Origin of the sequence: Pseudomonas sp. TWR1-1-4, from assembly GCF_049897165.1 — a bacterium.
Taxonomy (GTDB): Bacteria; Pseudomonadota; Gammaproteobacteria; order Pseudomonadales; family Pseudomonadaceae; genus Aquipseudomonas; species Aquipseudomonas canadensis.
Genome location: NZ_JAFCVS010000003.1, coordinates 341753 through 356778 on the forward strand (window position 1 = coordinate 341753; position 15026 = coordinate 356778).

Below are 15026 nucleotides of genomic sequence, written 5' to 3' on the forward strand. Positions count from 1 at the left end.
CGTTCCTCTTCAGGAGACTCCGATGTCCGTTGAGCAAGCCCCGGTGCAACGTGCCGATTTCGACCAGGTCATGGTGCCTAACTACGCACCGGCCGCATTCATTCCTGTACGTGGCGAAGGTTCGCGCGTGTGGGACCAGGCGGGTCGCGAGCTGATCGACTTTGCCGGCGGCATCGCGGTCAACGTATTGGGCCACGCCCACCCGGCGCTGGTCGGTGCACTGACCGAACAGGCCAACAAGCTGTGGCACGTCTCCAACGTTTTCACCAATGAGCCGGCCCTGCGCCTGGCCCACAAGCTGATCGACGCCACCTTTGCCGAGCGCGTGTTCTTCTGCAACTCCGGCGCCGAGGCCAACGAGGCCGCATTCAAACTGGCCCGTCGCGTTGCGTTCGACCGTTTCGGCAGCGAGAAATACGAGATCATCGCCGCGCTGAACAGCTTCCACGGTCGTACCCTGTTCACCGTCAACGTTGGTGGCCAGTCCAAGTACTCCGATGGTTTCGGTCCTAAAATCACCGGTATCACGCACGTGCCTTATAACGACCTGGCCGCGCTGAAAGCCGCCGTGTCGGACAAGACTTGCGCTGTGGTACTGGAGCCGATCCAGGGCGAAGGCGGCGTATTGCCGGCTGAGCTGGCTTACCTGCAAGGCGCCCGCGAGCTGTGCGACGCGAACAACGCGCTGCTGGTGTTCGACGAAGTGCAGACCGGCATGGGCCGCAGCGGCCATCTGTTCGCTTACCAGCATTACGGCGTGACCCCGGACATCCTTACCAGCGCCAAAAGCCTGGGCGGCGGTTTCCCGATCGCGGCGATGCTCACCACTGAAGCGCTGGCCAAGCACCTGGTCGTCGGCACTCACGGCACCACCTACGGCGGCAATCCGCTGGCGTGCGCGGTGGCCGAGGCGGTGATCGACGTGATCAACACCCCAGAGGTGCTGGCCGGCGTCAACGCCAAGCACGACCTGTTCAAGGCGCGCCTGGAGCAGATTGGCAAACAGTACGGCATCTTCACCGAAGTACGCGGCATGGGCCTGTTGATTGGTTGCGTACTAAGCGACGCATTCAAGGGCAAGGCCAAGGACGTGTTCAACGCGGCCGAGAAAGAAAACCTGATGATCCTGCAAGCCGGCCCGGACGTGGTGCGTTTCGCACCGAGCCTGGTGGTGGAAGAGGCGGATATCAAGGAAGGCCTGGACCGGTTTGAGCGTGCCGTAAAAACACTGACGCAAGCCTGATAGCGACATATTTTGCTGGTCGGACCGTTTCCAAATGTGGGAGCGGGCTTGCTCGCGAAAGCGGTGGTTCAGTCGCTAGATGTATTGACTGACAGATTGCATTCGCGAGCAAGCCTGCTCCCACATTGGATCTGTGTGAATCAAAATTCCGTGTCCGGCATTTTTCCCTCTGTGAGTTTTTCGAGTTAAGGAGTGACACCATGCTGGTGATGCGCCCCGCGCAAATGGCTGATCTGGGCGAGGTACAGCGTCTGGCTGCGGACAGCCCGATTGGTGTCACCTCCTTGCCGGACGATGTGGAACGCCTGAGCGACAAGATCGCCGCCAGCGAAGCGTCCTTCGCGGCCGAGGTCAGTTTCAACGGCGAAGAGAGTTATTTCTTCGTGCTTGAAGACACCGAGACCGGCAAGCTCGCCGGTTGCTCGGCCATTGTCGCGTCGGCGGGCTACTCGGAACCTTTCTACAGTTTCCGTAACGAGACCTTCGTGCACGCCTCCCGCGAGCTGAAGATTCACAACAAGATCCACGTGCTTTCCCAGTGTCACGACCTCACCGGCAACAGCCTGCTCACCAGTTTTTATGTGGTGCCCGAGCTGGTCGGTTCGCCGTGGTCGGAACTCAATTCCCGTGGCCGCCTGCTGTTCGTTGCCAGCCACCCCGAGCGCTTTGCCGACTCGGTGGTGACCGAGATCGTCGGCTACAGCGACGAGAACGGCGACTCGCCGTTCTGGGACGCCATCGGGCGCAACTTCTTCGACCTCAACTATGCCGCCGCCGAGCGCTTGTGCGGGCTGAAAAGCCGTACCTTCCTCGCCGAGCTGATGCCGCACTACCCGATCTACGTGCCGCTGCTACCGGACGAAGCCCAGGAAGCCATGGGCCAGGTGCACCCGCGTGCGCAGATCACCTTCGACATCCTGATGCGCGAAGGCTTCGAGACTGACCATTACATCGACATCTTCGACGGTGGCCCGACGCTGCATGCACGGGTGTCGGGCATTCGCTCGATCGCCCAGAGCCGCGTGGTGCCGGTGAAGATCGGTGAGATGGTCAAGGGTGTCGGTCGCCAGTACCTGGTGAGCAACGCGCAGTTGCAGGATTACCGCGCGGTGATGCTGGAGCTGGACTATGCGCCGGGTAAACCGGTGACGTTGGACCTTGCAGCGGCCGAAGCCCTGGGTGTTGGTGAAGGCGCGAGCGTGCGCCTGGTAGCGGTTTAAAAAGAGAGTTTCGCGGGTGGCTGACAACAGCGGCCCGTTCGAGGAGATAGCATGATCGTTCGTCCCGTACGCAGCAGCGATTTACCGGCCCTGATTGATCTGGCGCGCAGCACCGGCACCGGCCTCACCACCTTGCCGGCCAACGAAGAGCGCCTGACCCACCGCGTGGGCTGGGCCGAGAAAACCTTTCGCGGCGAAGCCGGGCGTGGCGATGCCGACTACCTGTTCGTGCTGGAAAACGACGAAGGCCGTGTGGTGGGCATTTCCGCGATTGCCGGCGCCGTTGGCCTGCGTGAGCCCTGGTACAACTTCCGGGTCGGCCTGACGGTCAGTGCCTCCCAGGAGCTGAACATCTACCGCGAGATCCCGACGCTGTTCCTGGCCAACGATCTCACTGGTAACTCCGAGCTGTGCTCGTTGTTCCTGCACGCCGATTACCGCACCGGCCTCAACGGCCGCATGTTGGCCAAGGCGCGCATGTTGTTTATCGCCGAATTCCCGCAGTTGTTTGGCAATAAGATCATTGCCGAGATGCGCGGCGTGTCCAACGACGCCGGCCGTTCGCCGTTCTGGGAAAGCCTGGGCCGCCACTTCTTCAAGATGGAATTCAGCCAGGCTGACTACCTCACCGGCGTGGGCAACAAGGCGTTTATCGCCGAGCTGATGCCGAAGTTTCCGCTGTACAGCTGCTTCCTGTCCGAGGATGCGCGCAACGTGATCGGCAAGGTCCACCCGGACACCGAGCCGGCGCTGAGCATGCTCAAGAGCGAAGGCTTCAGCTACCAAGGCTATGTCGACATCTTCGATGCCGGCCCTGCGGTGGAATGTGAGACCACCAAGATCCGCGCTGTGCGCGACAGCCAGTCGCTGGTGCTGGCGATTGGTACGCCGGGGGACGATGCCACGCCGTTCCTGATCCATAACCGCAAGCGCGAAGAATGCCGCATCACCGCCGCCCCGGCTCGACTGGCGGCAGGCACGCTGGTGGTCGATCCACAGACCGCCAAGCGCCTGCAACTGGTGGTGGGTGATCAAGTGCGCGCTGTTCCGTTGTCCGCTGCTCGGGAGTCGAAATAATGAATTCGTTGTATATCGCAGGTCAGTGGCTGACTGGTCAGGGTGAACTGTTTGAATCGCGCAACCCGGTGACCCAGCAGGTGCTGTGGGCCGGTAATGGCGCCACGGCCGAGCAGGTCGAGTCCGCCGTGCAGGCTGCGCGCCAGGCGTTCCCAGCCTGGGCCCGGCGCCCGCTGGAGGAACGCATCAGCGTGCTGGAAACTTTCGCCGCCACCCTGAAAAGCCGTGCCGACGAAATCGCCCGTTGCATCGGTGAGGAAACCGGCAAGCCGCTGTGGGAATCGGCCACCGAAGTCACCAGCATGGCCAACAAGATCGCGATCTCGGTGCAAAGCTACCGCGAGCGCACCGGTGAGAAGAGCGGCCCGCTGGGCGACGCCACCGCCGTGTTGCGCCACAAGCCCCACGGTGTGGTGGCGGTGTTTGGCCCGTACAACTTCCCTGGCCACTTGCCGAACGGGCATATCGTGCCGGCGTTGCTGGCGGGTAACACCGTGCTGTTCAAACCGAGCGAACTGACCCCTAAGGTTGCCGAGCTGACCGTGCAATGCTGGATCGAAGCCGGGTTGCCGGCGGGTGTGTTGAACCTGCTGCAAGGCGCGCGGGAAACCGGCATCGCGTTGGCGGCCAACCCAGGTATCGATGGGTTGTTCTTCACCGGCTCCAGCCGTACCGGCAATCATCTGCACCAGCAATTCTCCGGGCGCCCGGACAAGATCCTCGCCCTGGAAATGGGTGGCAACAACCCGCTGGTGGTCGATGAAGTGGCCGATGTGGATGCGGCGGTCTACACCATCATCCAGTCGGCGTTTATTTCCGCCGGCCAGCGCTGCACCTGTGCGCGCCGCCTGCTGGTGCCGCAAGGTGCTTGGGGCGACGCGTTGCTGGCCCGCCTGGTGGCGGTCAGCTCGACCATTGAGGTGGGCGCATTTGATCAGCAACCCGCGCCGTTCATGGGCTCGGTAATCTCCCTCGCCGCCGCCAAAGCGTTGATGGACGCCCAGGAACTGATGCTCGCCAATGGCGCTGTGGCGCTGCTGGAAATGACTCAGCCTCAGGACCAGGCCGCCTTGCTGACCCCCGGCATCATCGACGTGACCGGCGTGACCGAGCGTGAAGACGAGGAACTGTTCGGCCCACTGTTGCAGGTGATCCGCTACGCTGATTTTGAAGCGGCGATTGCCGAGGCCAACAACACCCAATACGGTTTGGCTGCTGGTCTGTTGTCGGACTCCGAAGCGCGCTACCAGCAGTTCTGGCTGGAAAGCCGCGCGGGCATCGTCAACTGGAACAAACAGCTGACCGGCGCCGCCAGTACCGCGCCGTTTGGTGGGGTAGGTGCCTCGGGCAACCATCGCGCCAGTGCGTATTACGCGGCGGATTATTGCGCGTACCCGGTGGCCTCGCTGGAAACCCCGACCTTGGTGGTGCCAGCAACCCTGACCCCCGGCATTACGCTGATCTAATGCAGGAGCCGGTTTTGTGGTGAGCGGGCTTGCCCCGCGCTGGGCTGCGAAGCAGCCCCAGAATTCGGCGGTGTATCCGTCGGGGGGCAAGCCCCCTCACCACAGCAAGCCCGCTCCCACATTAGGTCGGTGGTGTGTTCAAGTAATTTGATGCCTATAAAAATACAGATGTTCGTGGAGCCTCGCCGATGAAATCCTATGAAGTCAATTTTGACGGTCTAGTGGGGCCGACCCATAACTACGGCGGTTTGTCTTTCGGCAACGTCGCGTCCCAGAGCAACAGCCAGCAGCATTCCAATCCCAAGGAAGCGGCGTTGCAGGGCCTGCAGAAAATGAAAGCCCTGATGGACATGGGCTTTGTACAAGGTGTGTTGGCGCCCCAGGAACGTCCTGATGTGGCTGCCTTGCGCAACCTGGGTTTCAGCGGCACCGACGCTCAAGTGATCCAGCAAGCGGCCAAGGATGCGATGCCGTTGCTGGTCGCGAGCTGCTCCGCGTCGAGCATGTGGGTGGCCAACGCCGCCACCGTCAGCCCTAGTGCCGACACCTTTGACGGCCGCGTGCATTTCACCGCCGCCAACCTCAACTGCAAATATCACCGCAGCATCGAACACCCGACCACCAGCCGTGTGTTGGGCGCGATGTTTGCCGATGACAAACACTTTGCCCATCACGCCGCCTTGCCGGCCGTGGCGCAGTTCGGTGATGAAGGCGCGGCCAACCACACGCGCTTCTGCCGTGAATATGGCGAGGCGGGCGTCGAATTTTTCGTGTTTGGTCGCAGCGCGTTCGATCCCCGTTATCCGGCGCCGCAGAAATATCCGGCGCGCCAGACCCTGGAAGCGTCCCAGGCGGTCGCACGGCTGCACGGCTTGAAGGATGACGGCGTGGTCTACGCCCAGCAGAACCCGGCAGTGATCGATGCCGGGGTGTTCCACAACGACGTGATCGCGGTCGGCAACGGCGAAGTGCTGTTCTATCACGAAGATGCCTTCCTCAATACCGAACAGATGCTCGCGGAACTGCAAGGCAAACTGGGTAAGTTGGGTGGTCACTTCCAGTCCGTCTGCGTGCCGCGTGCGCAAGTCAGTGTCGAGGACGCGGTACGTTCCTATCTGTTCAACAGCCAGTTGCTGAGCCGCGCTGACGGCTCGATGCTGCTGATCGTGCCGGAAGAGTGCCGTGCCAATGAGCGTGTCTGGCAGTACCTGCAAGGCCTGACCGCTGCCGGTGGCCTGATCCGCGAAGTGAAGGTGTTCGACCTCAAGCAAAGTATGCAGAACGGCGGTGGCCCGGCGTGCCTGCGTTTACGTGTGGCGTTGAACGAAACGGAACTGGCGGCGGTGAATCCAGGCGTTATCATGACCGCGCCGTTGTACGAAACACTGACCCAGTGGGTAGGCAGGCACTACCGCGACAGCTTGCGCGAAAGCGACCTGGCTGACCCGCAGTTGCTGCTTGAATGCCGGACGGCACTGGATGAACTGACGCAAATCCTTAAACTGGGCTCGGTTTATCCTTTCCAGATCAATTAAACGCCGCATGGCTGAGAGCTATTTATGACCACCGACACCCTGAAACTGATTCTTGAAGACACCGACGGCACCCAGCTGGAAACTTCCTGCACCCGCGTCGCCGTGGTCTGGCAGGGCAAGGAAATCTGGATCCAGCACGACGGCCGTGGCCAACTGCTGATCGGCGTTGACGTGGAAGAAGGCGATGCCGAATACGCCAATCTGCTGATGCGCCCGCTGGCCACCAACCTGATGAGCCTGCAACTGGAAATGGAACCGGCCGACGTTGAAGGTGATGACGACGATCACGTCCACGGCCCAGGCTGCAACCACTAAGGAAGCTGCGTATGCTCGCCCTCGGCAAACTGCTTGAACTGACCCTCGCCGGTCGTGAACCGGCGCAAAAAATTCAACTGACTGTCGACGGCGTGCAGATGCGCTGGCTCAGCGAGGGCGCGCTTGAAGTGCGCCCACCTGAAGCGAAGGACAGCGGCGGCGACCTGCTGCTGTCGTCCGGCATCCATGGCAACGAAACCGCGCCGATCGAATTGCTCGACCGCCTGTTGCATGGCATCGCCCGAGGGGAGATCAAGCCCCGCACTCGTATTCTGTTCCTGTTCGGCAACCCCGAGGCCATGCGCCGCGGCGAGCGTTACCTGGAACTGGACGTCAACCGGCTGTTCAACGGCCGTCACGAACAAAATATCGGCCCGGAGGCCATGCGCGCCGCCGAGCTTGAGCAACTGGCCCGCAGCTTCTTCAGCCTGCCTGGCCGCTCGCGCCTGCATTACGACCTGCACACGGCCATTCGCGGCTCGAAGATCGAGCAGTTTGCGCTGTATCCCTGGAAGGAAGGTCGCCAGCATTCGCGCCATGAGCTGGCACGCCTGAACGCTGCCGGCATGCAAGCGGTGCTGTTACAGAACAAGACCTCGATCACCTTCACCGCGTTTACCTACGAGCAACTCGACGCCGAGGCTTTCACCCTGGAGCTGGGCAAGGCGCGGCCGTTCGGGCAGAACCAGGGCGTGGATGTATCTCGCCTGGAAACCCGCCTGAAGCAGATCATCGAAGGCACCGAGCCGCCCACCGACAGCCTGGACGGCCTGCAATTGTTTGCCGTATCGCGCGAAGTCATCAAACACAGCGATGCCTTCCTGATGCACTTGCCCGCTGACGTGGAGAACTTCTCGCCGTTGGCGCAGGGCTACCTGCTGGCCGAAGACGTGGCCAAGACCCGCTGGGTGATCGAGGAGGAGGGTGCGCGCATCATCTTCCCTAACCCGAAGGTGAAGAATGGCTTGCGGGCCGGGATTCTGATTGTGCCCACCACCGACGCAGCACTGGTTTAAGCACGTGTCTGTGTCGACCTGGATGCAGTACGCGGCGGCAGCCCCAACTCTTTGCGCAAACCGTTCTCGCTGAAAGGTTCGGGGTTGGTCGTAGTGGGTTCGGTGCTTGGGTCGTTATCATGCAGCAGCCCCCCATAAAAAACGCCCCGGCAAGCGAGCTTGTCGGGGCGTTTTTTATGGGCTCAGTCTGTGTCAGACCGCCAGTTTTTGCTCACTGCGGCGGATCGCCCGCACTTTATGCAAGGTGTCGGCGCAGGTGCGCGCAGCTTCCTGGCCTTTGTGTACGAAGTGCTCGTAGAAGAAGGTCTGGTGTTCGCTGCCGGCGTGGAAGTGATGCGGGGTCAGGGACACCGAGAACACCGGCACTTCGGTTTCCAGCTGCACCTGCATCAGGCCGCTGACCACCGACTGGGCGACGAATTCGTGACGGTAGATACCACCGTCCACCACCAGCGCGGCGGCGACGATACCGGCGTAGCGGCCGGTCTTGGCCAGCAGCTTGGCGTGCAGGGGCATTTCAAATGCGCCGCCGACTTCGAAGAAATCGATGTCCGACTCCTGGTAGCCCTGGGCGATCATTTCGGCGAGGAAACCTTTGCGCGATTGGTCGACAATATCCTTGTGCCAGCAGGCCTGGATAAACGCGACGCGCTCGCCGTGGTGGTTTTTGCTTTTGCTGTCGATTGCGGTGGGTTGCATGTTCTGACTCCTGTTTAAGAATAAAACAGGGCGTTATGAATCGAATGGGATTTAAGGGTACGCAAGCACAATTCGTGCGCGGCCCTTAGGTGCCAATCCCGTTCTCTCTTCATCCGGACTATGACCGTCGGCCCCGGGATCACACCGGGTCTGCTGACCTTGTCGCCGTCCTGCCGGAGCAGTTCGAGGCGCCAAGCGCTCGCGGGCTATACACATTGCGTGTAATTACCGCCGGTGGGGAATTGCACCCCGCCCTGAGAACGTTGCCACCAGAACCCTGGCGGCGGAGAGTTTTTAACACGCTTTTTCGAAAACTGCACGACCGCTGTATCGATAAGCTATATCGCTTTGTTTGGTTGGTATTCGATTGAATGCATTGGGGGCTTGATATTCCGTGGCGTTGCCCGCAGTAATCACTCACAAAAGGAACTTACTCAACCCTTCAGAGGCTTGTTTCATGTCTGTGATCGACCTGCGCAGCGACACCGTGACCCAACCCACCCCCGGCATGCGGGACGCGATGGCCGCTGCCGTCAGCGGCGATGACGTATATGGCGAGGACCCCAGCGTCAATCGCCTCGAAGCCGAACTGGCCAAGCGCCTGGGTTTTGCCGCCGCGTTGTTTGTGCCGACCGGCACCATGAGCAACCTGTTGGCGTTGATGGCCCACTGTGAACGCGGCGAGGAATACATCGTCGGCCAGCAGGCCCATACCTACAAATACGAAGGCGGTGGCGCGGCGGTGCTCGGTTCGATCCAGCCGCAACCCCTGGAAGTGCAAGCCGATGGTTCCCTGGACCTGGACCAGGTGCTGGCGGCGATCAAGCCCGACGACTTCCACTTCGCCCGCACCCGTTTGCTGGCGCTGGAAAACACCATGCAAGGCAAGGTACTGCCGCTGGATTACCTGGCAAAGGCACGGGCGTTCACCCGTGAACACGACCTGGCCCTGCATCTGGATGGCGCGCGGCTCTACAACGCAGCGGTCAAGCTCGGCGTGGATGCGCGCGAGATTGCCCAGCATTTCGATTCGGTGTCGGTGTGCCTGTCTAAAGGCCTTGGCGCGCCGATTGGCTCGGTGCTGTGCGGTTCCACGGCGTTGATCGCCAAGGCCCGGCGCCTGCGCAAGATGGTCGGCGGCGGCATGCGCCAGGCCGGCTCACTGGCGGCAGCGGGGCTGTATGCCCTGGATCACCAGGTGCAGCGCCTGGCTGACGACCACGCCAATGCCCAATGGCTGGGCGATGCGTTGCGCCAGGCCGGTTATGAGGTGGAGCCGGTGCAGACCAACATGGTCTACGTGCAGATCGGTGGCCAGGCTCAAGCCTTGAAGGCGTTTGCCGCCGAACGCGGGATCACATTGAGCGCCGCCCCGCGCCTGCGCATGGTCACGCATTTGGATGTCAGCCGGGCGCAGATCGAGCAGGTCGCGCAGACATTCGTCGAATTTTCGCGGAAATGACCGTGCAGACCGTCTAATTGAACGTTTCAATCGTATAAACACGCTGTACCACCGGCAAAGGGCCGATATAATGCGGCCCTTTGCCGTCGCTCCGTCTGATGATGTTGCGCACTGGCCTTTGGCCGCAGCCTCCGTGGAAGAACCTAATGAAAAGCGCAGAAATCCGTGAAGCCTTCCTTCGCTTCTTCGAAGAGCAAGGCCACACCCGTGTAGCCTCCAGCTCCTTGATCCCAGGCAATGACCCCACCCTGCTGTTCACTAACGCGGGAATGAACCAGTTCAAGGACTGCTTCCTGGGCCAGGAAAAGCGCGCCTACACCCGCGCCACCAGCAGCCAGAAGTGCGTACGCGCCGGCGGCAAGAACAGTGACCTGGAAAACGTCGGTTACACCGCGCGCCACCACACCTTCTTCGAAATGCTCGGCAACTTCAGTTTCGGCGACTATTTCAAGAAAGACGCGATCACCTTTGCCTGGACCTTCCTGACCGGCGTGCTGAAGCTGCCGAAGGAAAAACTCTGGGTCACCGTCTACGCGACCGACGACGAAGCGTATGACATCTGGACCAATGAAATCGGTGTACCTGTGGAGCGCATGATCCGCATCGGCGACAACAAGGGCGCGCCGTACGCCTCCGACAACTTCTGGACCATGGGCGATACCGGCCCGTGCGGCCCTTGCACCGAGATCTTCTACGATCACGGCGCCGACATCTGGGGCGGCCCACCGGGCTCGCCGGAAGAAGACGGCGACCGTTACATCGAGATCTGGAACAACGTGTTCATGCAGTTCAACCGCACCGCCGATGGCGTGTTGCATCCGCTGCCTGCGCCGTCGGTAGACACCGGCATGGGCCTGGAGCGGATCAGTGCGGTGATGCAGCACGTTCACTCCAACTACGAAATCGACCTGTTCACCAACCTGCTGAGCGCCTCGGCTGCCGCGATTGGCTGCGCCAACGAAAACCAGTCGTCGCTCAAAGTAGTGTCGGACCACATCCGTTCCTGCGGTTTCCTGATCGCCGATGGCGTGCTGCCGTCGAACGAAGGCCGTGGTTATGTGCTGCGTCGCATCATCCGTCGTGCCTGCCGTCACGGCAACAAGCTGGGCGCCACCGGCAGCTTCTTCTACAAAATCGTCGCCGCGCTGGTTGCCGAGATGGGCGAAGCCTTCCCGGAACTCAAGCAGCAGCAAGACAACATCGAGCGCGTGCTCAAGGCTGAAGAAGAGCAGTTCTCCAAGACCCTGGAACACGGCCTGAAGATCCTGGAGCAGGACCTGGCCGGGCTCAAAGGCACCGTGGTGCCGGGCGACGTGGTGTTCAAGCTTTACGACACCTACGGATTCCCCATGGACCTGACCGCCGACATTGCCCGTGAACGCGAGCTGACCGTCGATGAGGCCGGTTTTGAGCGTGAGATGGAAGCCCAGCGCGTGCGCGCTCGCTCCGCCAGCTCCTTTGGCCTGGACTACAACACCCTGGTCAAGGTTGATGTGCCTACCGAGTTCATTGGTTACCAGGCGACCGTTGGCTCGGCCAAAATTGTTGCTATCTATAAAGACGGTAAATCGGTCGACGTGTTAAACGAAGGCGATGAGGCCGTTGTGGTCCTGGACCAGACGCCGTTCTACGCCGAGTCCGGCGGCCAGATTGGTGACTGTGGTTTCCTCAGCTCGACCTCCGGGCGTTTTGAGGTGCGCGACACCACCAAGACCGGCGGCGCGTTCCTGCATCACGGTGTGCTGGTGCTGGGCAACCTGACGGTCGGTGCGCCGGTAGACACCCAGGTCGATGCCGACGTACGGCATGCAACCGCTTTGAATCACTCCGCCACTCACCTGCTGCACGCCGCGTTGCGTCAGGTACTGGGGGATCACGTTCAGCAGAAGGGTTCGTTGGTCGACAGTCAGCGCCTGCGCTTCGACTTCAGCCACTTTGAAGCGATCAAGCCGGAGCAGATCAAGGCCCTGGAAGACATCGTCAACGCCGAGATTCGCAAGAACACAGCGGTGGAAACCGAAGAAACCGATATCGAAACCGCCAAAAAGAAAGGCGCCATGGCGCTGTTTGGCGAGAAGTACGGCGATGAAGTGCGCGTGCTGAGCATGGGCGGCAGCTTCTCGGTGGAGCTGTGTGGCGGTATCCACGCCAACCGTACCGGCGACATCGGCCTGTTGAAAATCATCAGCGAAGGCGGTGTGGCGTCCGGCGTGCGTCGTATTGAAGCGGTGACCGGCGCTGCGGCGCTGGCTTACCTCAATGCGGCTGAAGAACAACTCAAGGAAGCGGCGGGCCTGGTCAAGGGCAGCCGTGACAACCTGATCGACAAGTTGTCCGCCGTTCTGGAGCGCAACCGTGCGCTGGAGAAACAGCTGGAGCAGTTGCAGGCCAAGGCAGCCAGTGCGGCGGGCGATGATTTGTCGGCCAGCGCGCTGGACGTCAAGGGTGTGAAAGTCCTGGCCGTGCGCCTGGACGGTCAGGATGGCAAGGCGCTGTTGGCCTTGGTCGATCAGTTGAAGAACAAGCTCGGCCGCGCAGTGATCCTGCTCGGCGGTGTCCATGAGGAAAAGGTCGTTCTGGTTGCCGGTGTAACCAAAGACCTGACTGGCCAACTCAAGGCCGGTGATTTGATGAAACAAGCCGCCGCGGCAGTGGGCGGGAAGGGCGGTGGTCGTCCGGACATGGCGCAAGGCGGTGGTGTAGACGCCGGTGCCCTGGACGCGGCACTGGCCCTGACCGTGCCGTTTGTCGAGGCAGGTATTTAAGGCGCTGTTAATGAGCCCATGGTCTAGTCATGGGCTCGCTCGGTTGCTTGAATTTGTTTATTGGGCGCCCCTTTACGGGCTGAGGCGGCTTAGAAATGGCTTTGATCGTACAGAAATTTGGAGGCACCTCGGTCGGTTCTGTCGAAAGAATCGAGCAGGTGGCCGACAAGGTTAAGAAATTCCGCGATGCCGGCGACGACCTGGTGGTGGTGCTGTCGGCCATGAGCGGCGAGACCAATCGCCTGATCGACCTGGCCAAGGCAATCAGTGGTGATCAACAGCCGCTGCCACGTGAGCTGGATGTGATCGTGTCCACCGGCGAGCAGGTGACCATCGCGTTGCTGGCCATGGCGTTGAACAAACGCGGTGTGCCGGCGGTGTCCTACACTGGCAGTCAGGTGCGCATCCTCACTGACAGCGCGCATACCAAGGCGCGGATCCTGCAGATCGACGATCAGAAAATCCGTACGGATCTGAAAGCCGGGCGCGTGGTAGTTGTAGCAGGGTTCCAGGGTGTGGATGAGCACGGCAATATCACCACCCTGGGGCGTGGCGGTTCAGACACTACCGGCGTGGCACTGGCCGCGGCTCTGAAGGCCGATGAATGCCAGATCTACACCGATGTGGATGGCGTTTACACCACGGATCCGCGCGTTGTCTCCGTGGCCCAGCGCCTGGACAAGATCACCTTTGAAGAGATGCTGGAAATGGCCAGCCTCGGTTCCAAGGTGTTGCAAATCCGTGCGGTGGAATTCGCCGGCAAGTACAACGTTCCGCTGCGCGTATTGCACAGCTTCAAAGAGGGTCCGGGCACCCTCATTACTATTGATGAAGAGGAATCCATGGAACAGCCGATCATTTCCGGTATCGCTTTCAACCGTGATGAAGCCAAGCTGACTATCCGTGGCGTGCCGGATACCCCGGGTGTGGCTTTCAAGATCCTGGGCCCTATCAGCGGCGCGAACATCGAAGTCGACATGATCGTGCAGAACGTTTCGCACGATAACACCACCGATTTCACCTTCACCGTGCACCGCAACGAGTACGATGCGGCGGAGAAGATCCTGCAGAACACCGCGAGCGAGATTGGCGCCCGTGAAGTGGTCGGCGATACCAAGATTGCCAAAGTGTCGATCGTGGGTGTGGGCATGCGTTCCCATGCCGGCGTTGCCAGCCGCATGTTCGAGGCACTGGCCAAGGAAAGCATCAACATCCAGATGATCTCCACCTCGGAAATCAAGGTCTCGGTGGTCATCGAAGAGAAGTACCTGGAATTGGCTGTACGCGCACTGCATACCGCTTTTGAGCTGGACGCTCCGGCCCGACAGGGCGAGTGACGAAGTGCCAGGAAGGCGCGGTTTACCGCGCCTTTCCTTTTTTTGTAGGGCGCATGTTCTTTTGCGTGCGCTCGACAATACTTAGGCGGGTAGGGCTATGGCCTTTGGGTTGTAGGTCGAAGGCCTTTTTTTTGCAGACTGTTGTTCCTGAACTGAAATGCGTGAGGAGAAAGGTATGCTGATTCTGACTCGTCGTTGCGCAGAAAGCCTGATTATCGGTGATGGCGAAATCACCGTGACCGTGCTCGGCGTCAAAGGCAATCAAGTGCGTATCGGGGTTAACGCTCCGAAAGAGGTGGCGGTACACCGCGAGGAAATCTACCTGCGGATCAAGAAAGAGAAGGACGAAGAACCAAGCCTTTAATTTTTATCGTTTTTTATGTTTGCAAACGGGGATGAACGTGGTTAATATACGCCCCGTGTTGCGGAGAGCTGGCCGAGTGGCCGAAGGCGCTCCCCTGCTAAGGGAGTACACCTCAAAAGGGTGTCGGGGGTTCGAATCCCCCGTTCTCCGCCATTATTTGCTTAGTACGTTGCAATCTGGTTTTTTCGCTAAGTTGTTGAAAATTAACGAAAAAATAGCTTTACATAGAGATTGAACGGCCTATAATGCGCGGCAACAAATGCACTCGTAGCTCAGCTGGATAGAGTACTCGGCTACGAACCGAGCGGTCACAGGTTCGAATCCTGTCGAGTGCACCATTTAAGAGTCAGTTGCAGCAATGCAAGTGATTCGGTTACAACCAGTTGTGATCTGGTCTAAAAACACAATCTGCACTCGTAGCTCAGCTGGATAGAGTACTCGGCTACGAACCGAGCGGTCACAGGTTCGAATCCTGTCGAGTGCACCATACAAACAAAAAGCCCGCCTAGTGCGGGCTTTTTGCCGTC

The 15026-nt window shown here is 60.4% G+C and carries 12 protein-coding genes, 3 tRNA genes and 1 riboswitch; of the genes, 14 read left to right on the top strand and 1 reads right to left on the bottom strand.

Going from position 1 to position 15026, the window contains the following annotated elements:
- The first annotated feature begins 22 nt into the window (after positions 1-22).
- From ACP7C6_RS09955 to astE, 7 genes are all read left to right on the top strand, one after another.
- Positions 23-1243 carry an aspartate aminotransferase family protein gene (locus ACP7C6_RS09955; RefSeq protein WP_028617616.1) on the top strand — a complete coding sequence of 407 codons (1221 nt, stop codon included), beginning with the start codon at positions 23-25 and terminating at the stop codon, positions 1241-1243.
- A gap of 200 nt (positions 1244-1443) precedes the next feature.
- A complete protein-coding gene (gene aruF, locus ACP7C6_RS09960; protein WP_003175655.1) occupies positions 1444-2463 on the top strand; it encodes an arginine/ornithine succinyltransferase subunit alpha in 1020 nt (339 codons plus the stop codon).
- A 51-nt stretch (positions 2464-2514) separates the two neighbouring features.
- On the top strand, positions 2515-3540 hold the full coding sequence (gene astA / locus ACP7C6_RS09965; protein WP_028617615.1) for an arginine N-succinyltransferase: 1026 nt from the start codon (positions 2515-2517) through the stop codon (positions 3538-3540).
- Complete coding sequence (gene astD / locus ACP7C6_RS09970) at positions 3537-5006, top strand: succinylglutamate-semialdehyde dehydrogenase (RefSeq protein ID WP_161634126.1); 1470 nt, start codon at positions 3537-3539, stop codon at positions 5004-5006. The genes astA and astD overlap by 4 nt, the downstream gene beginning before the upstream one ends.
- A gap of 188 nt (positions 5007-5194) precedes the next feature.
- Positions 5195-6541, top strand: coding sequence for an N-succinylarginine dihydrolase (gene astB, locus ACP7C6_RS09975; protein WP_028617613.1), 1347 nt, complete (start codon positions 5195-5197; stop codon positions 6539-6541).
- A 24-nt stretch (positions 6542-6565) separates the two neighbouring features.
- Positions 6566-6856 carry a hypothetical protein gene (locus tag ACP7C6_RS09980; protein WP_003214319.1) on the top strand — a complete coding sequence of 97 codons (291 nt, stop codon included), beginning with the start codon at positions 6566-6568 and terminating at the stop codon, positions 6854-6856.
- Between the two features lie 11 nt (positions 6857-6867).
- Entirely contained in the window at positions 6868-7872 is a 1005-nt protein-coding gene (gene astE, locus ACP7C6_RS09985; RefSeq protein WP_028617612.1) for a succinylglutamate desuccinylase, read from the top strand.
- 192 nt (positions 7873-8064) lie between these two features.
- On the opposite strand, the gene ACP7C6_RS09990 is transcribed toward astE, so the two are convergent.
- Positions 8065-8571, bottom strand: coding sequence for a 6,7-dimethyl-8-ribityllumazine synthase (locus ACP7C6_RS09990; protein WP_010208324.1), 507 nt, complete (start codon positions 8569-8571; stop codon positions 8065-8067).
- Positions 8572-8667: 96 nt separating this feature from the next.
- A riboswitch (FMN riboswitch) is annotated at positions 8668-8837 on the bottom strand.
- A 191-nt stretch (positions 8838-9028) separates the two neighbouring features.
- Between ACP7C6_RS09990 and ltaE the strand changes: the two genes are divergently transcribed.
- The 7 genes from ltaE to ACP7C6_RS10025 all read left to right on the top strand — a co-directional run bounded on the left by ltaE (position 9029) and on the right by ACP7C6_RS10025 (position 14986).
- Positions 9029-10033, top strand: a complete 1005-nt coding sequence (ltaE, locus tag ACP7C6_RS09995) for a low-specificity L-threonine aldolase (RefSeq protein WP_028617611.1) — start codon at positions 9029-9031, stop codon at positions 10031-10033.
- Positions 10034-10179: 146 nt separating this feature from the next.
- On the top strand, positions 10180-12798 hold the full coding sequence (gene alaS, locus ACP7C6_RS10000) for an alanine--tRNA ligase (protein WP_028617610.1): 2619 nt from the start codon (positions 10180-10182) through the stop codon (positions 12796-12798).
- A 95-nt stretch (positions 12799-12893) separates the two neighbouring features.
- Positions 12894-14135: an aspartate kinase gene (locus ACP7C6_RS10005; protein WP_028617609.1), complete on the top strand. Its 1242-nt coding sequence runs from the start codon at positions 12894-12896 to the stop codon at positions 14133-14135.
- A 175-nt stretch (positions 14136-14310) separates the two neighbouring features.
- The gene (gene csrA, locus ACP7C6_RS10010; protein ID WP_003175645.1) at positions 14311-14499 is read left to right on the top strand and encodes a carbon storage regulator CsrA; all 189 of its coding nucleotides are present in this window, start codon (positions 14311-14313) and stop codon (positions 14497-14499) included.
- Between the two features lie 62 nt (positions 14500-14561).
- A tRNA-Ser gene (locus tag ACP7C6_RS10015) sits at positions 14562-14652 on the top strand.
- A gap of 108 nt (positions 14653-14760) precedes the next feature.
- Positions 14761-14837, top strand: a tRNA-Arg gene (locus ACP7C6_RS10020).
- 72 nt (positions 14838-14909) lie between these two features.
- Positions 14910-14986 (top strand) — tRNA-Arg (locus ACP7C6_RS10025).
- Positions 14987-15026: the final 40 nt, after the last annotated feature.